The sequence below is a fragment of the Pseudomonas sp. MWU12-2319 genome (assembly GCF_023242525.1).
GTDB classification, from domain to species: Bacteria; Pseudomonadota; Gammaproteobacteria; order Pseudomonadales; family Pseudomonadaceae; genus Aquipseudomonas; species Aquipseudomonas gingeri_D.
Genome location: NZ_JALJES010000004.1, coordinates 276,761 through 296,810, shown reverse-complemented (window position 1 = coordinate 296,810; position 20,050 = coordinate 276,761). Strand labels below are relative to the sequence as shown.

Annotated in this window: 15 protein-coding genes and 1 pseudogene; 9 read left to right on the top strand and 7 right to left on the bottom strand. The window is 56.6% G+C overall.

The window, feature by feature from the left end; genetic code table 11:
- Positions 1–17: 17 nt before the first annotated feature.
- On the bottom strand, positions 18–581 hold the full coding sequence (locus tag M5C01_RS08970; RefSeq protein WP_103499760.1) for a fimbrial protein: 564 nt from the start codon (positions 579–581) through the stop codon (positions 18–20).
- A 301-nt stretch (positions 582–882) separates the two neighbouring features.
- Here M5C01_RS08970 and M5C01_RS08965 point away from each other — a divergent pair, with 301 nt between their 5' ends.
- The gene (locus M5C01_RS08965) at positions 883–1,551 is read left to right on the top strand and encodes a response regulator transcription factor (protein WP_152736883.1); all 669 of its coding nucleotides are present in this window, start codon (positions 883–885) and stop codon (positions 1,549–1,551) included.
- 14 nt (positions 1,552–1,565) lie between these two features.
- Here the strand turns inward: M5C01_RS08965 and M5C01_RS08960 are convergent, their stop codons facing one another.
- Both M5C01_RS08960 and rep read right to left on the bottom strand, forming a co-directional pair.
- On the bottom strand, positions 1,566–2,135 hold the full coding sequence (locus M5C01_RS08960) for a xanthine phosphoribosyltransferase (protein WP_103499758.1): 570 nt from the start codon (positions 2,133–2,135) through the stop codon (positions 1,566–1,568).
- Positions 2,136–2,190: 55 nt separating this feature from the next.
- On the bottom strand, positions 2,191–4,200 hold the full coding sequence (gene rep / locus M5C01_RS08955; RefSeq protein WP_100942151.1) for a DNA helicase Rep: 2,010 nt from the start codon (positions 4,198–4,200) through the stop codon (positions 2,191–2,193).
- Between the two features lie 266 nt (positions 4,201–4,466).
- Between rep and M5C01_RS08950 the strand changes: the two genes are divergently transcribed.
- Entirely contained in the window at positions 4,467–6,137 is a 1,671-nt protein-coding gene (locus M5C01_RS08950) for a bifunctional diguanylate cyclase/phosphodiesterase (RefSeq protein WP_152736680.1), read from the top strand.
- Between the two features lie 24 nt (positions 6,138–6,161).
- Here M5C01_RS08950 and M5C01_RS08945 read toward each other — a convergent pair whose 3' ends face one another.
- A complete protein-coding gene (locus M5C01_RS08945; RefSeq protein ID WP_152736681.1) occupies positions 6,162–7,565 on the bottom strand; it encodes a NorM family multidrug efflux MATE transporter in 1,404 nt (467 codons plus the stop codon).
- A gap of 152 nt (positions 7,566–7,717) precedes the next feature.
- On the opposite strand from M5C01_RS08945, the gene M5C01_RS08940 reads away from it, so the two are divergent.
- Positions 7,718–8,638 (top strand): LysR substrate-binding domain-containing protein, encoded by a 921-nt coding sequence (locus M5C01_RS08940; RefSeq protein ID WP_152736682.1) that lies wholly within the window; start codon positions 7,718–7,720, stop codon positions 8,636–8,638.
- Positions 8,639–8,820: 182 nt separating this feature from the next.
- Positions 8,821–10,797 (top strand): methyl-accepting chemotaxis protein, encoded by a 1,977-nt coding sequence (locus M5C01_RS08935; RefSeq protein WP_152736683.1) that lies wholly within the window; start codon positions 8,821–8,823, stop codon positions 10,795–10,797.
- Positions 10,798–10,809: 12 nt separating this feature from the next.
- On the opposite strand, the gene M5C01_RS08930 is transcribed toward M5C01_RS08935, so the two are convergent.
- On the bottom strand, positions 10,810–11,685 hold the full coding sequence (locus M5C01_RS08930) for a Fic family protein (RefSeq protein WP_248764304.1): 876 nt from the start codon (positions 11,683–11,685) through the stop codon (positions 10,810–10,812).
- A 371-nt stretch (positions 11,686–12,056) separates the two neighbouring features.
- On the opposite strand from M5C01_RS08930, the gene M5C01_RS08925 reads away from it, so the two are divergent.
- A complete protein-coding gene (locus M5C01_RS08925) occupies positions 12,057–13,271 on the top strand; it encodes an aldose 1-epimerase family protein (RefSeq protein ID WP_152736684.1) in 1,215 nt (404 codons plus the stop codon).
- A 215-nt stretch (positions 13,272–13,486) separates the two neighbouring features.
- Entirely contained in the window at positions 13,487–14,314 is an 828-nt protein-coding gene (locus tag M5C01_RS08920; RefSeq protein WP_152736685.1) for an NYN domain-containing protein, read from the top strand.
- Positions 14,315–14,333: 19 nt separating this feature from the next.
- Here the strand turns inward: M5C01_RS08920 and M5C01_RS08915 are convergent.
- A pseudogene (locus tag M5C01_RS08915) lies at positions 14,334–14,879 on the bottom strand (ATP-binding protein); the annotation flags it as partial.
- Positions 14,880–15,056: 177 nt separating this feature from the next.
- On the opposite strand from M5C01_RS08915, the gene M5C01_RS08910 reads away from it, so the two are divergent.
- On the top strand, positions 15,057–16,061 hold the full coding sequence (locus M5C01_RS08910; protein ID WP_152736687.1) for a hypothetical protein: 1,005 nt from the start codon (positions 15,057–15,059) through the stop codon (positions 16,059–16,061).
- A gap of 167 nt (positions 16,062–16,228) precedes the next feature.
- Positions 16,229–17,986 carry a recombinase family protein gene (locus M5C01_RS08905; protein WP_152736688.1) on the top strand — a complete coding sequence of 586 codons (1,758 nt, stop codon included), beginning with the start codon at positions 16,229–16,231 and terminating at the stop codon, positions 17,984–17,986.
- Positions 17,987–18,771: 785 nt separating this feature from the next.
- On the opposite strand, the gene M5C01_RS08900 is transcribed toward M5C01_RS08905, so the two are convergent.
- The gene (locus tag M5C01_RS08900; protein WP_152736689.1) at positions 18,772–19,323 is read right to left on the bottom strand and encodes a recombinase family protein; all 552 of its coding nucleotides are present in this window, start codon (positions 19,321–19,323) and stop codon (positions 18,772–18,774) included.
- A 227-nt stretch (positions 19,324–19,550) separates the two neighbouring features.
- On the opposite strand from M5C01_RS08900, the gene M5C01_RS08895 reads away from it, so the two are divergent.
- The gene (locus M5C01_RS08895; protein WP_152736690.1) at positions 19,551–19,937 is read left to right on the top strand and encodes a hypothetical protein; all 387 of its coding nucleotides are present in this window, start codon (positions 19,551–19,553) and stop codon (positions 19,935–19,937) included.
- Positions 19,938–20,050: the final 113 nt, after the last annotated feature.

The window sequence follows — 20,050 nt, the reverse complement described above, 5'->3', positions numbered from 1 at the left end:
GGTCCATTGGATGATGCTTAGTCGGCGTACTCGACCATGAAGCCGACCCGGGTGGCGACCTCGCCTTCGCCCGCGGCGCCGGTGGCGTAGTACTGGGCGGCCAGGGGAATGAGTGCCTGGTTGTTGGCGATGACCACGCCTTCGGATTTTTCGCTGTAGACGTGGATCGGTGTGCCGTCGCGCTTGGTCACCTCGACCTGGACGTTGCTGGCGGCGTTCGCGGTTGCATCGATGTTCAGGCGGCCGGTGGCGACATCGATCGCCGGGCTGCTCGGATCGAATGCGACCATGGCGGTGCGGCCGTTGGTGCAGGCCGTTTCGCCTGGAGCGCCCACGCGAATCGTGAAGCCGGTGAGGTTCCGACGATCGCCGGCGTTTGTCAGGAGAGAGGCGGGCACACCACCCAGGTCGACGTTCTTGACCACGGTACCGCCGCCTGGCGCTTCGCCTTCAATGGTGCAGGTCACGTCGGTCACCAAGCCGTTGAAGTTGATGATGCCGTCGTTGGCTGCGGAAGCCGGCAGAGCGATCAGGGCGGCGAGCGCAAGGGAAACGGCGGCAGAGACTTGAGAGATTTTCATCGGATTACCTTGAATGGTTTCAGTTGATGTCTCTTCCGATAGGCTGGCAGGGAAGGTACTAGCCTGTCGGATGAGGGTTATCACTCTCGTGCAAACCAAACTTCCGACATATCGAGATAACTCGAACCTGGGCAGTTTCGTGATTTCTCGAATGGTTTGTCGTTTGTGCTCCCGGTGCTGGCTGCTATAAGTCTGAAAGTTCTGTAGGTCTTAGCCGGGCCCCTCCCGTTGCCGGCCTGGCTCTATCGTTCAGGAGGTCTGATCCAAGATGAGTAGCGTATTTCCTGGTCCCCGCACCGTCATGCTGCTGGATGACCATGAGGTGATAAGGGTGGGCACGGCCTTGTGGTTATCCAAGGAGTCCGATCTTGAGATCATCGGTTCCTTTTCCACGAGTGGGGAACTGTTCGCCGCGTTGGCCCAGCGACGGCCCGATGTCGTGGTCGTCGATTTCATGCTCGGTCCGCTGGAGATCGATGGTGTCAACCTGATCCGCGCGCTGCGGGTGCGTTATCCCGAGTGCCGGACCCTGGTGCTGTCGGCGCAATACACGCCGGCGACCGTGTCGCTGGCGCTGCAGGCGGGAAGCTGGGGCTTCTTCGGCAAGTCCCAGCGCCTGGACGAACTGGCGGCCGCCATCCGTACCGTGGCCCGCGGCAAGATCTACCTGCACCCGGCCATGGCCCGGGAGGTGGGGGTGTCGGAGGCGGCGTTGTGCAAGGTGTCGGTCGCCGCCGAGCGCACGTGCGGCTGTGCGCACGATGAGATTCTTTCGCCGCGGGAGCGGGAAGTGTTGCGCTGCTTCCTGGATGGCATGTCGGTGAACGGGATTGCCGCCAAGTTCTCCCGCAGCGCCAATACCATCAGCACGCAGAAACAGTCGGCCTACCGCAAGCTGGGGATCAAGACCGACAGCGAACTGTTCAAGTTATCCGGTTCGCTGCGGGACTCGAGCGCGATAGGCCTCTGATATCCGGGCTCGGCTCAGAGAAAGCTGACGACCCCACCGGCCAGGGACTTGACCCGGGCCAGGGATTCCACGCGATAACCCTGGGCATCCAGCTCGGCGCGGCCGCCCTGGAAGGATTTCTCGATGACGATGCCCAGGCCGGCCACGGTCGCGCCGGCCTGCTTGATGATCGAGATCAGCGCCTGGGACGCTTTGCCGTTGGCCAGGAAGTCATCGATGATCAGCACACGGTCGCTGCTGGTCAGATGGCGCGGGGAAATCGCCACGGTGTTTTCCACCTGCTTGGTGAAGGAATACACCGTTGCCGACAGCAGGTTTTCCGTCAGGGTCAGGGACTGGTGCTTGCGGGCGAAAATCACCGGCACGCCGAGGTTCAGCCCGGTCATGATCGCCGGGGCAATCCCCGAGGCCTCGATGGTGACGATCTTGGTAATGCCCGAGTCGGCGAACAGCGCGGCGAATTCGTCACCGATCAGTTTCATCAACTGCGGGTCGATCTGGTGGTTCAGGAAGGCGTCGACCTTCAGGACCTGATCGGAAAGCACGATGCCTTCTTCGCGAATTTTCTTGTGCAGTGCTTCCACGGAACGTCCTCGAATAGCGCTTTTGCGCTGAAGATAGATTAAAAAATGCTCAATTCTAGCGCTTTAACATCGCGCGTATATCCGCCAACGCCGAATTGCCGCGTACGGCTTTCACTTCGGTCGGCGTGTCGTCGTTGCCTTCCCAGGCCAGGTCGTCCGGCGGCAACTCATCGAGAAAACGGCTCGGCGCGCAGTCGATGACCTCGCCGTACTGCTTGCGCTTGGCGGCAAAGGTGAAGGCCAGGGTCTGACGGGCACGGGTAATGCCGACGTAGGCCAGGCGCCGTTCTTCCTCGATGGTGTCGGCTTCGATGCTGGAGCGATGTGGGAGAATTTCCTCCTCCATGCCCATGATGAACACGTAGGGGAATTCCAGCCCCTTGGATGCATGCAGGGTCATCATCTGCACGCCCTCGGCGCCGTCCTCTTCTTCCTGCTGGCGCTCGAGCATGTCCCGCAGTACCAGCTTGCCGATGGCATCCTCGACGGTCATATCGCCGTCTTCGTCTTTTTCCAGGGTGTTCTTCAGCGCTTCGATCAGGAACCAGACGTTGCCCATCCGGTAGTCCGCGGCCTTGTCGCTGGAGCTGTTGGTGCGCAGCCAGTTCTCGTAGTCGATGTCCATGACCATGCTGCGCAGGGCGGCAATCGGGTCTTCGCCGGCGCACTGCTCGCGCACCCGGTCCATAAAGCGCTTGAAGCGCGCCAGGCGGTCGGTGAAGCGGCTGTCCAGGTGTTCGCCCAGGCCGATTTCGTCGGTGGCGGCGTACATCGAGATCTTGCGTTCGGTGGCGTAGTTGCCGAGTTTTTCCAGGGTGGTCGAACCGATCTCCCGGCGTGGGACGTTGATCACCCGCAGGAAGGCGTTGTCGTCGTCCGGGTTCACGATCAGGCGGAAGTAGGCCATCAGGTCCTTGACTTCCTGGCGGCCGAAAAAGCTGTTGCCCCCCGACAGGCGATAGGGAATCTGGTGGTGTTGCAGCTTCAGCTCGATCAGCTTGGCCTGGTAGTTGCCCCGGTAGAGGATGGCGAAATCGCTATAGGGCCGGTCGGTGCGCAGGTGCAGACTGAGGATTTCCATGGCCACGCGTTCGGCCTCGGCGTCCTCGTTGCGGCAACGGATCACGCGGATCTCGTCGCCGTGGCCCATTTCGCTCCACAACTGCTTTTCGAATTCGTGGGGGTTGTTCGAGATCAGCACGTTGGCGCAGCGCAGGATACGGCTGGTGGAGCGGTAGTTCTGCTCCAGCATCACCACTTTCAGGGACGGGTAGTCGTCCTTGAGCAGCATCAGGTTTTCCGGCCGTGCGCCGCGCCAGGCATAGATCGACTGGTCGTCGTCGCCGACCACGGTGAACTGGTTGCGTGTGCCGATGAGCATTTTCACCAGCAGGTACTGGCTGGCGTTGGTGTCCTGGTATTCATCCACCAGCAGGTAGCGGACCTTGTTCTGCCACTTTTCGAGGATGTCGGCATGTTCCTCGAACAGCTTCACCGGCAGCAGGATCAGGTCGTCGAAGTCCACCGCGTTGAACGCCTTGAGCGTGCGTTGGTAGTGGGTGTAGACGATGGCGGCGGTCTGTTCCTTGGGATTGCGTGCATTCTCCAGGGCCTGGGGCGGCAGGATCAGGTCGTTTTTCCAGGAGCCAATCATGTTCTTGATCTCGTCGACGCCGTCGTCGCCCGAGTATTCCTTCTGCATGATGTCGGTCATCAGGGCCTTGACGTCGGCCTCGTCGAAGATCGAGAAACCCGGCTTGTAGCCCAGCCGCGCATGCTCCTTGCGGATGATGTTCAGCCCCAGGTTGTGAAAGGTCGACACCGTCAGGCCACGGCCTTCGCCGCCCTTGAGCAGGGTGCCGACGCGTTCCTTCATTTCCCGCGCGGCCTTGTTGGTGAAGGTCATGGCGACGATGTACTGGGCGCGGATGCCGCAGTTCTGGATCAGATGGGCGATCTTGCGGGTGATCACGCTGGTCTTGCCGGAGCCGGCGCCGGCGAGCACCAAAAGAGGGCCGCCGACGTAGTTCACGGCTTCTTGCTGCCGGGGATTGAGTCGGGACATGACGGAGTCAGGAGTCTGTTGCGAAAAGGGCGGGCATTTTAACAGGCTGGAGGGATTCTGCCGCGACTCTCCGACACTGTGACGTGCCGCGCTATCTAAATTTGCCGGTTTTGTTACTTTCACGCAGGATGCGCGGCGGAATTACAGCTATTGTTCACCTTTGTGTTACACAACGAAGCACTTGATAATCACTCGTATTTAAAGTCGCCCCGAAGCGTGTCGCAATGTTGATCGTCAACGTTATTTGCAGAGTCTAGGGAGTCAGCTTGTCTACGCCTGTGGAACCCTTGCGTTTGCTGCTACTGGCCGATGAGCCGGAGTGGGCTGCCTTGTTGCGCGAGTGTCTGGCTCCGTTGGGAGATTCGGCCGTGCTGATCCATGCGCCGTCCTGGGAGGTGGTCAGCCGCCTGTTCGAGGCTGACCGCACGGCGCTGTTGTTGACGGTGCCGAACCTGCAGCCGGCGCCGGGACGCTGCCACCTGCCGACCATCCTGTTGCTGGACGAAGAACCCTTGATCGCGCCGTTGGGCGTCAGTGACTGGCTGGTTCGCCAGGGCCTCGATGCGCCGACCTTGCGCCGCTGCCTGCGTCATGTGCGGGAACGGGGCGTGCTGGAAAACACTTTGCAACGCCTGGCCGAGCAGGATCCGCTGACCGGTATCGCCAATCGCCAGGGGTTCCAGACCCTACTGGCGGCGCGGTTGGCCGAGAACGAAGGGCGCGGCCTGGCCCTCGGGCACCTAGACCTGGACAATTTCCGCCATGCCAACGACGCCCTGGGTCACCAGGCCGGCGACCGGCTCATCCTGCAGGTGGTCGCGCGGCTCAAGAGCCAGCTCGAGGCCGGTGACCAGCTGGCGCGCCTGGGCAGCGATGAATTCGCCCTGCTGATCGACACCCGTCGCGCGCCCCAACGGGCCGGGAGGGTGGCCGAACGGATTGTCGAGGCCATGGCCGAACCTTACTGGGTCGACGGCGAGAGCCTGCTGATCGGCTGCAGCCTGGGCATCGCCCATACCCGTGCCAACGCCGGGGCCGACCCGTTGATGTGGCATGCGCATATCGCCATGCAGCAGGCCAAGAGCACCCAGGGCTGCACCTTTCATATCTTCAATGAACGGATCAATCGCAACGCCCGCAGCCTCGCCGACCTGGAAAGCGAACTGCGCCGGGCCCTGCGCCGCGATGAACTGGAATTGCACTACCAGCCGCGCCTCGATCTGGGCAGCGGCAAGATCGTCGGGCTCGAAGCCCTGGTACGCTGGCGCCATGGCGAGCGCGGGTTGTTGCCGCCCAGCGAGTTCGTGCCCCTGGCCGAACAAAGCGGCCTGATCGTGCCGTTGGGCTACTGGGTGATTTCCCGGGCGCTGCGGGATATGCAGGCCCTGCGCGAGCGCGGCCTGGCGCCGTTGCACATGGCGGTCAACCTGTCGTTCCGACAGTTCCAGGACAGCCAGTTGCTGCCGACCTTGAGCCGGCTGATTAACGAGCGCGGTGTCGAGGCGCAATGGCTGGAATTTGAACTCACCGAAACCGCGGTGATGCGCCGCAGCGACCTGGTCAAGCAGACCATGGATGCCCTGAGGCGGCTGGGGGTGCGTTTTTCCCTGGACGACTTCGGCACCGGGTTTTCCTCCTTCGTGCACCTCAACAGCCTGCCGATTGCCTTGCTCAAGGTGGACATGAGTTTTGTCGGCGGCATGGAGCAGCGCGAAGAAAACCGCAAGTTGGTGCATGCCATGGTCAACCTGGCCCACAACCTTCATCTGGAAGTGGTGGCCGAAGGGGTGGAAACGCCAGGGCAACTGGCTTTGCTGCGTGAGTTCGGCTGCGACCAGGTCCAGGGTTACCTGATCAGCAAGCCGTTGCCGCTGGCTGAACTGGTGGAATACCTGACCTTTGACGCCGCCCAGCCGGCGGTGCAGGAAGTGGTTTGACGCCGCTGGAGGTAGCCTGTCGACTCAGGCTGCATCCATGACGCCAGGCTGTGGGCTTTGCGCCGTATGGCGTCCGAGCATCCGCTTCATCCGCCATTCAAACGCCAGTGTCAGGCTCACCGCCGAGCAGGCCAGGCCCAGCGCCAGGCCCCACCAGACACCGGTCGGTCCGCCGTTGAAGTCGAACGCCAGCAGCCACGCCGCCGGAGCGCCGATCAGCCAGTAGCAGGCAAGACCGACGAGGAAGGTGGTCTTGGCGTCTTTCAGGCCCCGGATCGCGCCCATGGCAATGGTCTGGGTGCCGTCGAACAGCTCGAACCAGGCGGCCACCGCCAGCAGCCTGACGGCCAGTTCGATGACCGGTTGGAACGCCGGGTCGTTGCGATCCAGGAACAGCCCGACCAATTGATTCGGTGCCAGCCAGAACAGCGCGGCAAAGGCCAGCATGGCGGCCGCGCCGAAGGCGATACCGACCCGGCCGGCCAGGCGCGCGTCGAGCAATTGCCCGGCGCCATAGTGCAGGCCGATGCGCAGGGTGATGGCGTAGGAAATCCCCGCCGGTACCATAAACGCCGCCGAAACGATCTGCAGGGCGATTTGGTGCGCCGCCAGTTGCGTGCTGCCCATGGTGCCCATGCACAGCGCGGCAAAGGCGAACAAGCCGACTTCCACGGCATAGGTGCCGCCAATCGGCAGGCCCAGGCGCCAGAGCTCGCGCAGATACTGCCAGTTGGGTCGCGACAGGCCCCGCAGCAAAGGGTAGTTGCGGTACGCCGGATGCCGTTTGATATGCCAGGCCAGCGCCAGGGCCATGCAGCTGGCGACCAGCGCGGTGACCAGGCCGATCCCCACCAGGCCCAGCTTGGGCAGGCCGAACATCCCGGTGATCAGGGCGTAGTTGAGGGCAAAGTTGGCCAGGGTCCCGCACAGGCTGATCACCATCACCGGGGTGGCGCGGCCCAGGGCGCTGGTGAAACCACGCAGGGCCATGAAGCTCAGGTAGCCGGGCAGGGCGAACGGCAGCACGGTCAGGAACTGCGTGGCGGCGTGCACGTTGCTCGGCGTCTGGCCGAACATCAGCAGCACCGGCTTGAGGTTCCACAGCAGCAGGCCGGCGAGCAGGGCCATTGCCCAGGCCAGCCAGAGCCCGGCCTGGGTCAGGCGGGTGGCGCCTTCGATATCGCCGGCGCCCTGGCGAATGGAGACCAGGGTGCCGACCGCCGCGATCACGCCAATGCAGAAAATCGACACGAACGAATAACTCGCCGCCCCCAGGCCGCCGCCGGCCAGGGCCTCGGGGCTGAGCCGGGCCATCATCAGGGTGTCGGTCAGCACCATCAGCATATGCGCCAACTGCGAGGCGATCAGCGGCCCGGACAGCCGCAGGATGGCCCAGAGTTCGGTGCGTGCTGAATGCTTCATGATCATCAGGCTCGACAGGTGCAAGGCAGTGAGGACCGTTGATTCTCAGGGTTCCCGGGCATTTGCACAAAGGGATAAAACCGATTGCTCACATGATAAAAACTCATGCAAGGCGCTTTCTGCTAGGGTTGGCGCATTGCGTTATCGGAGCGCTTCCCATGTCCCGTCGTCTGCCTCCCCTGTATGCCTTGCGCGCTTTCGAAGCGGCGGCACGCCATAGCTCGTTTACCCGGGCGGCGGAGGAACTGTCGATTACCCAGAGTGCGGTCAGCCGACATATTCGTACGCTCGAAGAACACTTCGCCTGCCGGCTGTTCCAGCGCAACGGGCGCAATCTGCAACTGACCGAATCCGCGCGTTTGCTGCTGCCGGGTATCCGCGAGGGCTTCGGCGCCCTGGAGCGGGCCTGCAATACCTTGCGCGCCGAAGACGATATCCTGCGCATGAAGGCTCCTTCGACCCTGACCATGCGTTGGCTGCTGGCGCGGCTGAGCCGCTTCCGACATTTGCAGCAAGGCAATGAGGTGCAGCTCACCAGCGCCTGGATGGATGTGGACAGCGTGGACTTCAACCAGGAGCCGTTCGATTGTGCGGTGCTGCTCAGCAACGGCCATTTCCCGCCCGACTGGGAGGCCAGCTACCTGTTTTCCGAGTGGTTGATTCCGGTGGGAGCACCTACGCTGCTCAATGAGCAGCCTTGGGATGCCGAGCGTCTGGCCAGCGTCGAGCTGCTGCACCCGACGCCCGATCGGCGCGACTGGCGCAGTTGGCTGGGGCGCATGGGGCTGTCCGAACGGGTCTCCCTCAAGGGCGGCCAACTGTTCGATACCCTGGAGCTGGGGATGATTGCCGCTGCGCGGGGTTATGGGGTTTCCATGGGCGACTTGCTGATGGTGGCCGAGGATGTGGCCCAGGGGCGTTTGAGTTTGCCGTGGCCGACCGCCGTCGACAGCGGTGAGAAATATTACCTGGTCTGGCCGAAAACCCGACCGGGCGGGGAGCGTCTGCGGCGGCTCAGTGATTTCCTCCAGGGTGAGGTCGCGGCCATGGTCTTGCCCGAAGTCGAGCGTCTGGGCTGATACGCTGTTTTTGGGGGGCCACTGATATCCGCCCAAATGACTCAAGTATTCGTCGGCGCCGCCGAATCTACCGACAGGGAACCGGCGTCAAAAAACGGTTTGCTCATACTTTGTTCATTGGAAATGTTTCCGCGCGGTCTGACAGTCTCCACAGGATTCGCCGCCCGGTCAGGAGCCGTACCATGTCTCGACCCCGTGCTCGAATCGCCTCGCAACTGGGGCTGGCGCTCGCCGTTATCCTGGCGTTGGTGATCAGTGGCAGCACCGTGTTTGCCCTGCGTTCGCTGGATTCCGCCAACCTCGACACCCGTGAAGAGCACCTGGCCAGTGAAGCGCGTTTGCTCGCTGATCAACTGAACACTTTCCACAGCACCCTGCGCGACAGTACCCAGCGCCTGAGTGGGTTGTTCGAAAAGCGTTTCAGCAGTGGCATGAGCGTGCGCCCCGAGCAAATGATCGCCGTGGGCAGCGTGCAAGCTCCGGGCTTGTACCTGGGCAATGAACTGCTGAACAACAACTTTACCGAGGTGGATGCGTTCAAACAGATGTCCGCGGGTGTCGCGACCCTGTTCGTGCGCAGTGGAGAGGACTTCGTCCGGGTCAGCACTTCCCTGACCAAGCAGGACGGCAGTCGCGCCATCGGCACCTTGCTCGATCACCAGCATCCGGCCTACCAGCGTTTGCTGGCGGGCCAGGCGTACGTCGGGCGGGCGCTGCTGTTCGACCGATCCTACATGACCCAGTACACACCGGTACGCGATGCCGGCGGCAAGGTGATCGCGGTGCTGTTCGTCGGTTTCGACTACACCGATGCGCAGAATGCCCAGTTCGACAACCTCAAGCGCTTCCGTATCGGCACGGCCGGCTCCCTGGCCTTGCTCGATGAGCAGAAGCATTGGCTGGTGCCGCCAGCCGGGGTGACGGACCCTGCACAGGCGATCCCGGTGATTGTCGATCTGGTCCGGCAACCGGGCCACGGGCGCTTCTGGAGTGACAAGAACGAGGACTTCTACAGCGTCGCGGCGACCTTTGACGGCGGGCCGTGGACCGTGGTGGCGAGCATGCCCAAGGCCGAGATCCGCGCCGTGACCTGGAGCGTCGGCATTCAACTGGTGATCGGCAGCCTGCTGGCGATGCTGCTGGCGGTCGGCGCGGCGATCTGGCTGCTGCGCAGCAAGTTGCGGCCCCTGGGCGACCTGGTACGCCAGGCGCAAGCCCTGGGGGCGGGGGATTTGAGTGTACGGTTGAACGTGTCCAGCCATGACGAGATCGGCCAGTTGGCCGAGAGTTTCAACCAGATGGGGCAGGCGCTGTCCTCGATGGTCGAGCACATCCGCAAGGCGGCTGCCGAGGTCAGCGCACGTGCCCATGTGCTCACCGGTTTGTCTGGCGGAGCCTATGAAGGGATCGAGCAGCAATCCGGCGAGATCAGCAGCATGGCCGGTGCCGTGGAGCAGTTCAGTGCCACCTCGCTGAATATCGCCGACAACATGGGCAATACCGAACGGCTGGCCCAGGAAAATGCCCGGCAGACACGAATCGGTCGCACCGCCATGGAGGAGGCTTCGGCCTCCCTGGAGCAGATCGCCGGCTCCCTCGGTGGCACGGCAGAGGTGATCAACGCCCTGGGGCAACGTTCCGAGGAGATCGGCGGGATTGTCGGGGTGATCACCTCGATTGCCGACCAGACCAACCTGCTGGCGCTGAACGCGGCTATCGAAGCGGCCCGCGCCGGCGAGCAAGGTCGCGGCTTTGCCGTGGTGGCCGATGAGGTGCGCAGCCTGGCGGGGCGTACCCGTGAAGCCACCGACCAGATTTCCGGAATGATCCAGAGCATCCAGCAACAGACCGGCCACGCCATCAGCACCATGGAAGAGGGCAATCGGCTGATGCAGGAAGGCCTGTCACGCAATGCCAATGTGGCGTCGGCCCTGGCGCAGATCGACGAGCAGAGCCGGTCGGCCGGGCAGCAGTTCGCCGTCATCACCAGCGCAACGCAGGAGCAGAGCAACACCGCGACCCAGCTCAGCGGCAACCTGCAGGGTATTGCCCTGGCCAATAGCGAGCAGCGCGAAGTCGTCTCCAACCTGGCGCTCACGGCCCGGGAGCTGGAGACCCTGGCTACGGAGCTGCGCCAGGAAGTGGATCAGTTTCGCTGAGGACGGTGCGGCTCAGTTCAGCGTTGCTGGTGTATCGACAAAGGCCTGTTCCACTGCTCGGGCAATACGCTCGCCCAAGTCCGGCCTTTCGATAAATAGCGGGTAACGCTTGATCAGCTTATTCGAAAGGCTCCCTCCGTTCTGACGCACTGCCCGGATGATCTGGTCGAGTTCGTTGTCCGGAGCTTCCATGAATTGCTTTATCGCATGCCGAGCGTTGTCATTGGCCTGTAAGAAGCGGGCTTCCAGGCGCATCTCCTGAGAGAGGGTGTCGTCGATGACTCCGGCCAGGTAGAGCGTGTGCCGGGTCAGGTCCGGGTAGCGCCATGCTGGCAGCGCCTCATCATAGGCGCTGAAGTGAAGGTTGTAGTGCACGCCGTCCTCGGCCTGAAGCGTTTCGCCGAAGCGTGTGTGTTCGGTGTACCGGCGCATCAGCGGTCGTGAGAAGCTTTCCAGTACTCGATCATATGCGGCCTTGTTCTGTGCGCTATGGGTGATACTGGCCGAGACCGGCAGGATAAGAGGGGCGGCCAGTACACTGTCGCGGCGTAAGACATCGTTGATCAGGAACCTTGAGATGCGTCCATTACCATCCGCCATGGGATGGACATAGACAAACCCGAAGCAAGCGACGGCTGCCCTGACTATGGATGATTTGCCCCGGCTTTTCTGCAGGAAGCTGCTCAGCCCTGCAAGCATTGGGCGAGTGTGATCCCAGTGGGGGGCGATGTAGTCGACGACGGGTTGGTAACGTGCTGTATGGCCGACATAGACGGGAGAGCGACGAATACCGTAACGCAAGGCTGACTTGCCGAGAATTTCGCGTTGCAGTACTTCAAGTGTGCCTGGGTCGAAAGGGTTGTCATGTACACCGCATTCATTCTCCATCACAGCGGCGAAACGTCGAATCCGGTCCTCTTGATCCTGTTCATGCTCTATCAGGAAGCTGGCTCGGCTTTACCTTGATCGGTTGGCCAAAAAAACGATTAATGCAATCATGGTTGAGCGTTTTTTGATCGGAGTTAAAATTTGGCAGGTGAGTGTAAAAACGATTATTCACGTTCAAAAACGATTAAAAATTAAGATTTTTAAAAAAAACGATTAAAAATCGCCTTAATAGTCATCGATATGGCGATTTGATCTCATGGCTGACGCTCGATCACGCTACGCGGTCATCGTGTTAGCAAATTTGTCTGGCTGACTTGCTGAATCGTTTCATCAGCGCTATAAAAGTCGGACAATTCCAATAAGGACAGCCCATGACTTCCCTCCGCTTGCTCTTCGGTGTCACCGCCCTGACCGCTGCTTCCCACGCCATGGCCTGGGACTACGTGCTGCTCGACAGCGACACGCCCGCGCAGAACCGGCAGATCACCAGCCAACAACTGGGGATCAAGACCGACAAACCTTTTTCCGTGACGATGCGCACCTTGCATGGCGGCCGCCAGGAAGGGGTCAGCATCGTCGATATCGACAACGGCACGATGAAACTCTCGGTGGTCCCGACGCGGGGCATGAACGTCCTGCACGCGTCCGTGGGCAATGTGCGCCTGGGCTGGGACTCGCCGGTCAAGGAAGTGGTCAACCCGGCCTTTATCGAGCTCAACGGCCGTGGCGGCCTGGGCTGGCTGGAGGGCTTCAACGAGTTGGTGGTGCGTTGCGGCTATGAGTGGGTCGGGCATCCGGGGCTCGATAACGGTGAACTGCTCACCTTGCACGGGCGGGCGGCGAATATTCCGGCCAGCAAGGTCACGTTGCATATCGATGAGAAGCCGCCTTATGCCATTCGTTTGCAAGGCGAGCTGAAGGAGCAGGCGTTCAAGAAAGTCGACTTCTCGGTGGTCACCGAACTGTCGACGGTGCCTGGGAGCGTGAGCTTTGCGCTCAACGACACGCTGACCAACAACGGCGACTATCCGAAGGAATACCAGGCGCTGTACCACAGCAACTTCAGCACTCCGTTCCTGGAGCAGGGCGCGCGCTTCGTGGCGCCGGTGAAGCAGGTCTCGCCATTCAACGACAAGGCCAAGGGCGACCTGCCGGACTGGCAGACCTATCGCGCGCCGACCAAGGACTATGACGAGACCGTCTACAACGTCGTGCCGTATGCCGATGCCAAGGGCGACACCTTGGCGGTGTTGCACAACAAGGCCGGCAGTCTCGGGGTTTCGCTCGGGTTCAATACCCAACAGTTGCCGGTGTTCTCCCTGTGGAAAAACACCGATACCCAGGGGCAGGGTTATGTCACCGGGCTGGAGCCGGGAACCAGCTTCTCCTATAACCGCCATTACCAGCGCCCGCTGGGCTTGGTGCCGACCATCGAGGCCGGGCAGAAACGCCAGTTCCAGATCAGCTACAGCCTGCTGGCGGACAAGGCGGCTGTGGATAAGGCGGTGCAGCGGGTGACGCAGATTCAGGACGGGCGCAAGACGGAGGTGCGGGGCACGCCGTTGGTGGATTTGAGCAAGGAATAACCTGGAGGGGATGGGTTGGCCGATGGTGTGGTGTGTCGGTCAGACCTTGTTCGCGTGATATTCCTGTTGTCACTGAGTTTTGAAACAGCATATGACATTGGTTTGACTGTTTCGTCATAGGCGAATATTATTCGATCAACAGCCCAGTACAGCGCGCAGGCAATAGTTAGAACCTGCCCAGCGGTCCTGGGCTTTTTTTTGCCTGGAGAAAGCCAATGAAGCGAACAGCCGTCCTCATTGACGGAGGATTCTTCTTCCAGAGAATCATGTTTTTTATTCGAAAATACTTTAGGAAAGATTTTTCTATTACTGCGGAGCAATTAGCGCGAGTTATCAGAAAAATCGTTCGGCTTCATATTGAAGACTCACGAACTGCAACCCGAGAGCTGTACCGGGTTTACTATTACGATTGTCCGCCACCGTCAAATCAGGTGCGTCTGCCAATAGCATCGGAAGGACAAACCTCGGCAGATCATTTGAATTTCAAAAGCCATCCGCCTTACCAGCTTCGGCGGGATCTGCACGATCATCTGCGATCAAGCCGAAAGACCGCGTTGCGTCTGGGAGAGTTGGCTAAAACCGGGGAATGGCAGCTTAACGCCCATACTCTGAAGGATCTGCTTAGGGGGGCACGGCAATGGGCAGAACTGACGAACGGCGATTTTCATTACAAGGTTCAGCAGAAAGCAGTTGATACGAAGCTTGGGATGGATATAACAACACTCACTCTCGACAAGTTGGTGGACGTTGTCATATTGGTTGCTGGAGATTCTGATTTTGTTCCTGCCGCTAAGTTGGCGCGTATGAAAGGTATCGATTTTATACTGGATCCCATGTGGGCTAACACGAGCCGTAGTTTGAGTGAACACGTTGATGGGCTTCGATCATATGATCTGGTCAAAATAATTCGAGACGTGACGGGGGAGGTCGTTTCAAATCCCCCTGATTGGTGGGAGAAGTGTTTGGGCATAGGCCAGCAGAAGGTCTATGCAGAGATGGTTATTGCTGGAAACTTGGATTCTGATCCAGGCGTTCCCAACTGAGCGGATAGAAGAGATTTATCTAGCTGGAGCTTGGTCGATACTGCAACGCTTCGGCCAGATGCTCCCGGCTTATGTTTTCCTCCTGCTCCAGATCCGCCAAGGTGCGCGCCACCTTGAGCAGCCGATGGGCTGCCCGCAGAGAAAGCGTCAGTCGTTCGCACGCCGTCTCCAGCCATTTTTCATCGCCTGTGGATAACTTGCAGTGCACGCGCAATGCCGGTAAATCGAGAAACGCGTTGGCGCATCCCTGGCGCTGTTGCTGACGTTGTCGAGCTTCGGCGACTCTGGCGGCGGCCTGCGCGGTGTTGTCGCCGTCTTGCTGGCTGGGGCTGAGCGCCGTGGCTTCGCGGGCCACGGTCAGGTGCAGGTCGATGCGATCCAGCAGCGGGCCGGAGAGTTTGTTGCTGTAGCGCTGGATCTGTTCCGGGGTGCAGCGGCAACGTCCACTGGGGTCGCCAAGATATCCACAGGGGCAGGGATTCATCGCCGCCACCAGTTGGAAGCGTGCCGGGAAGCGCACCCGGTCGCGGGCGCGGGAAATCACGATATGGCCGGACTCCAAAGGATGTATAATTCTCACACATTTAAAAGCAGGTTTCCCGGTTGCGAGACGCCCGGAAAACGGCATGTTTTTACGCACTTATTGGACCCATTGGCTAAACCTCGTGGAGCATGGATGATGCCTAGGAAATTCCGGTGATCTGGTTACTGGGTTAACGATAAATTGCTCAAGGATTCGACGATGCTACAAAGCTATGCTTTCCGTAATCGGGACGGCCTATTAGGAATCTTTCAAAAAGAAGGCGACGTAGTTCATTTGTATGTAGATAGTCAGTTCTATACATACGATTGCCGAAATTGGAAGGAATGGACCCGACAGGCTACAAGTGATTATGATCAAAGATTTGCTGGCGGGGATGTTTCAAAACCAACAGAAAAATCTATTGGTTATTATCTGCTTAGCTTCTGCGAACGTATTAACATTGACGTGCTCGACTTGGTTGAAGTAGTGAGTCCCGGTTTTTTCTTCTCACGAATCAGCAGAGGAAATTTTCAGTTTAATTACGTAGGGGATAGCTATTACCAAGAAATTAGAGCCTACCAAGCGATTCAGGATTCATTAGATTCACTTCTCTACGTTGTTGAACCATCGGTTACAAATTTTGAATCTTACGGGCACAAGATACGTGAGCTTTTGATTTTGGCATGTACTGAGGTCGAATATCTTTTGCTCAGGGTATTGATGGAAAACGGGTACCCACAGAAGAAAACCTACAATACAACCGATTACATCCAATGCTTGCCAATACTCAAGCTGAATGAATACAAGGTGGTATTAGGTCAATATCCAAATTTAAAGATTTTCCAGCCATTTGAAAACTGGAGCAATCAATTACCGACGCAGACGCTTGAATGGTATGACGCGTACAACTCAGTGAAACATAATCGAGGCGGAAGCCTGAAAAATGCAAATTTCAAGAATTTGCTTGACGCGATTGCAGCTATTCATATTTTACTAGAAGCTCAATATGGAAAAAATGTCTTCCACAAATGGAATCAATACAAGGAAGCCAAAAGCATTTTCGAGAGTGTTTCTCGACCGGAATGGAACCCAGCAGAGATCTCAGTACCTATATTTGAGGGGTATGAAATAAAGACTAATTGGATCGGTGCTTTACAGTATTTTGCTTGTAACCCGATTCCTAGCAAACCACCGAAACCGAAATGCACGACGTGTGGTAAATAAACTCATTATTAAAAGCCGAGTTTCCCGGTTGTTAGATGCCCGGAAAACGGTGCGTTTTAGATCGAGGTAGTTTTGAGTGCTGGGACTAGTACCCGTGCGAAAAACACCGGATATCCGCTCCAAAGGACGTATAATTCTCACATAAATTTGAGATCCGAGTTACTCCCATGCCAAATGCCTACGCATACGTTCGATATTCCTCTACCGTCCAATCCTCGGGTGATTCGGTGGATCGGCAAACCAGTCCATTGAAATCATTCGAAAAGGACACTGGCGTAGATATTGTTGAAACGATCATTGATGAAGGCGTTTCATCGTTCCGTGGAGATAATGCGAACAAGGGGAAGTTTAAAGAGATATTGGCTAGGATCGATCGGGGGGTTATCCGACGTGGCGATTACTTAGTTGTTGAATCAATTGATCGGATCACTCGTCAGCGGGTGCTTGATGGCGTGGAGTTACTGCAAAGTATCCTAAGGGCGGGAGTTAAGATTTATACGACGACTGATTCGCAATGCTATTCTTATGACAATCCGGATCGTGATTTTGAAAACTTGATCATGATTAGCTTGATCGCTAAAAGGGCGAACGAAGAATCGGAGATCAAGTCAAAGCGCCGAAAATCTGCTTGGAATAAAGCGAAGTTGGCCGCGTTTGAAAATGGGAAAAAATTCAACGCTCATAACCCACCATACGGCTTCCATTATGATGTGATAACTGAGCAATTTGTAATTGCTGAAGATGAAGCATCAGAAATACGCTTGATATTTGAACTGTTGAAAACAATGGGCGTTTCTAACGCGACGAGACGGGTTAATATAAGCTCTAAAAGAAAATGGACTAGTCGCCAAATCGCACAGATGATAGAAAACAAATACCCCTTGGGCATGTTGATGTCGCAAAAACGCGATGAGAAGGGGAAGAAAGTATTTGTTGAGTATATCGAAGAGTATTATCCAAGGATAATCAGTCAAACAGCTTTCAATGAAGCTGTTGTTTCGATGAGAAATCGTCAAGATAGAAAGCATTATGGAAATACAACCGTTGGGAGTACGAATATCTTTCGGCATGTAATAAAATGTGCCGAGTGTGGCGAAACAATGATGTTTGAAAAGCAGAAAAATCAGAAAGGTGTAATGTATCCTTATTTTAACTGTTTCACTCGGAAAGAGTTGAAAGGGCAGTGCGATCAACGATTTAGATTCGATTTGGCCTTCGGTATGCTTCTACATGCCATGCAGGTTATACAGTCGAGGGTATCACCCGGCATTATACGTTATGACTACGAGACAAATGGAAAGCCGCAAACAAAGTGGAGTGATCCGACACCGCCTGCACCTTTTAGCGGCGTGACCGTTCAAAAGCTTAAAACGAACCCGGTTGAACTCTCGGAGCGTCGGACCGGCATGGCCGACTTTGGGGGCGAATTTAGCTCTTTTCTGTCTGATGATGAAAGTTTACAGGAACTGGCAGGAAGTAAATTGGCCGAAGCGTCTGAAATATTGGCTGGTTTAAAAGAGAAATATGAAAATGCTGGACGGTCGCTTGAAGGCTATGATGGAAAAATTCCGATGCTTATAATCAAAATGTTGGAAAGGTTAGAGGTAGCGATTGCTGATCAAACTGTCTTGGTAGATAAGCTCAGTAGCGAGTTCAATTCGAGTGTGACAGATGTTAAATTAACCACGTTCGAAGATGTCGTCGAACGTTTTCGCACCGAAGACGGTCGTTTGAAGTTAAATCAATTCTTCAAGGCATCGAAAATAGTTTTTAAATTCCGATACGATAAATCTACTAAAAGCCTTCATATGTGGGTAAATCGAAACGAACAAGAAATTCTTAGCATTTCTAGAAAATTTCCGCTCCATAAACCACTTGCTCATTTTGGAATTCCAAGATTAGCTGATCTGTATGAACAGATGTAAGGGTGTCAAAATTATTAGTTGGTATGGATAACTTCGCAACAAGAAACCTCTGGGATGCAAAAAAATATGAAGGTTATTTTTTGATTTGGTCATACCGATAAGGTGGTTCCAATTTGCCCCTTTAGCCCTTTCTGAGGTCATGTAGTCGGTCCCCCCGGTGTCACCCCTTCCCCTGGCCCCGTCCAAGCTGGTTCGTCAGCATGGAGCGATTTAACCCTTAGTATTGATCGGTGCTCGTTTCAGCCTCTTGGTCTTGGCTGAAGGTGTAGTCAATTGCTATGATGATTTGATAAGCACTTGACCAAATCTATCCGTAGTGATATCAATGTGCCAGGTATAAGGGACTAAATTTCAAAAACAGTCGTGACAGGGTTTGAGGGAAATAAAATGTTTAATTGCAAAAAGTGTCAAGAAGAAGTATCTAACGCAAAAATGGTTGGTTTGGTAATCGGTCAAATTGGTCGAGAAAAAGCGCTTTCCGCAGGGCTGTCCCCACAATCCAAAGCAGACTTCATCGCCGGCCTATTGAGCGGCGCGAAAATCCAATGCCCATCCTGCAAAAGTACCAATTGGGATTACAGTTAATGGCTGTCCTGATAGTTTTGGTAGTTGGTATTATATTCTTCATAATGCTTTTCAAAAATCCAAAACTACTATTCAAAGGCATTGGTTTGCTATTCACTTTACCGAAGCTGATTTTGGCTGAAATGGTAAAGCAGCAGAAAAAATGACCATGTGCACTTGGGTTGACCCGAGTGCATAGTCAAATCATCCCTCATAAATCCTTATGACAGTGAGGCTTTCATAGCTCTTTGCACGCTACTCAAACTTACATCCAAAGCCTTCGCCACCTTGCGGAACGATGCACCCTCAGCTTGCATTGCAACCCTGATTGCAGCGTCATCAACTGACTTTACACGACCTTTGTACGCGCCCGCTTCCTTAGCCTTGGCTATGCCCTCCCTCTGACGTTCCTTGATCATTGCTCGTTCAAACTGGGCAACGCTACCCAACAGCGACAGCATCAACTCCTGCATGGGGTTGGCTTCACCTGTGAACAACAATTGCTCCTTGTGAAAGTGGACGCTGATCTTCCTAGTATTCAAATCCTTCACCAGCTTCAGCAAGTCTTCCAGTGACCGGGCCAGCCTGTCGATAGAGTGGATGTGAACGGTGTCGCCCTCACGGATGAATTTCAGCATCTCTTGTAGTTGAGGGCGATCTGTCGTCGCACCCGACACCTTATCTTCAAACACCCGGTCCAGAGTCACGCTGTCCAACTGGCGAGCGGTGTTCTGATCAACCGATGAAACCCTGACGTAACCGACATTTGCCATTTTCTGTACCTTTTGTATTCATTAGCTTCTAGATGTTTTGAGTGTGTATGTATTCATTATGAAAATCAACTCTATTGAATGCGGAATCGTGAAGAATTCTGTATTCACTGGATTGTTTTCATATGGGTGTACTCATTTGAGTACACTCTTACGCCGATTGGAAATCGAGTGGTGTAGCCGTTACCGGAGCGATTACCATGGACGGCCCAGTTCCCAGAGGTCCCGTCATGAGCGTTATCCATTCGTTAACTATCAACGTGGAAGGCAAGTCCGCTGCACACCTGAAAAAACTTCTTGAGCTGGCGCTTTTTGAGTTGGAAGAGCTACAAGAAAGTTCATGGCACAAGCACGAAGGCGATTGCTTGCCCCTCCAGATGAGCGGGGACCTTGGAAGCTATCGGTTGGAATACAAACTTGGCTCACAGGCCCTCATCGATGCACAAGCTGAGCTAATCGCAAGTGGATACCGAAGAACGGAGGTCACAGACTTTAGGTCGAATAACTACAGTGTGTTCGAGCACGACGAGAAGCTCCCTATGAGGCTTTACCTGAAGACTGCTCTAGTGGTGGAACATGACGTAGCTGAACACGAGGCGGGCAATATTCCATTCTGAATTCAAACGGCTGGGTGGTTCAGGGTGCATGGTTGCTCAGTCGTTGGCTGGTGCGGGAGAAAATTCCTGCATTCACTGGTGGCCCTGCATGACATCGTAGACGCCAAATGTGG

Coding starts and splice junctions, on each gene's coding strand:
- M5C01_RS08970 (WP_103499760.1), bottom strand. CDS start 581: ATGAAAATCTCTCAAGTCTCTGCCGCCGTTTCCCTTGCGCTCGCCGCC.
- M5C01_RS08910 (WP_152736687.1), top strand. CDS start 15,057: ATGCTACAAAGCTATGCTTTCCGTAATCGGGACGGCCTATTAGGAATC.
- M5C01_RS08900 (WP_152736689.1), bottom strand. CDS start 19,323: ATGGCAAATGTCGGTTACGTCAGGGTTTCATCGGTTGATCAGAACACC.
- M5C01_RS08905 (WP_152736688.1), top strand. CDS start 16,229: ATGCCAAATGCCTACGCATACGTTCGATATTCCTCTACCGTCCAATCC.
- M5C01_RS08945 (WP_152736681.1), bottom strand. CDS start 7,565: ATGATCATGAAGCATTCAGCACGCACCGAACTCTGGGCCATCCTGCGG.
- M5C01_RS08920 (WP_152736685.1), top strand. CDS start 13,487: ATGAAGCGAACAGCCGTCCTCATTGACGGAGGATTCTTCTTCCAGAGA.
- M5C01_RS08935 (WP_152736683.1), top strand. CDS start 8,821: ATGTCTCGACCCCGTGCTCGAATCGCCTCGCAACTGGGGCTGGCGCTC.
- M5C01_RS08895 (WP_152736690.1), top strand. CDS start 19,551: ATGAGCGTTATCCATTCGTTAACTATCAACGTGGAAGGCAAGTCCGCT.
- M5C01_RS08965 (WP_152736883.1), top strand. CDS start 883: ATGCTGCTGGATGACCATGAGGTGATAAGGGTGGGCACGGCCTTGTGG.
- rep (WP_100942151.1), bottom strand. CDS start 4,200: ATGTCCCGACTCAATCCCCGGCAGCAAGAAGCCGTGAACTACGTCGGC.
- M5C01_RS08940 (WP_152736682.1), top strand. CDS start 7,718: ATGTCCCGTCGTCTGCCTCCCCTGTATGCCTTGCGCGCTTTCGAAGCG.
- M5C01_RS08925 (WP_152736684.1), top strand. CDS start 12,057: ATGACTTCCCTCCGCTTGCTCTTCGGTGTCACCGCCCTGACCGCTGCT.
- M5C01_RS08930 (WP_248764304.1), bottom strand. CDS start 11,685: ATGGAGAATGAATGCGGTGTACATGACAACCCTTTCGACCCAGGCACA.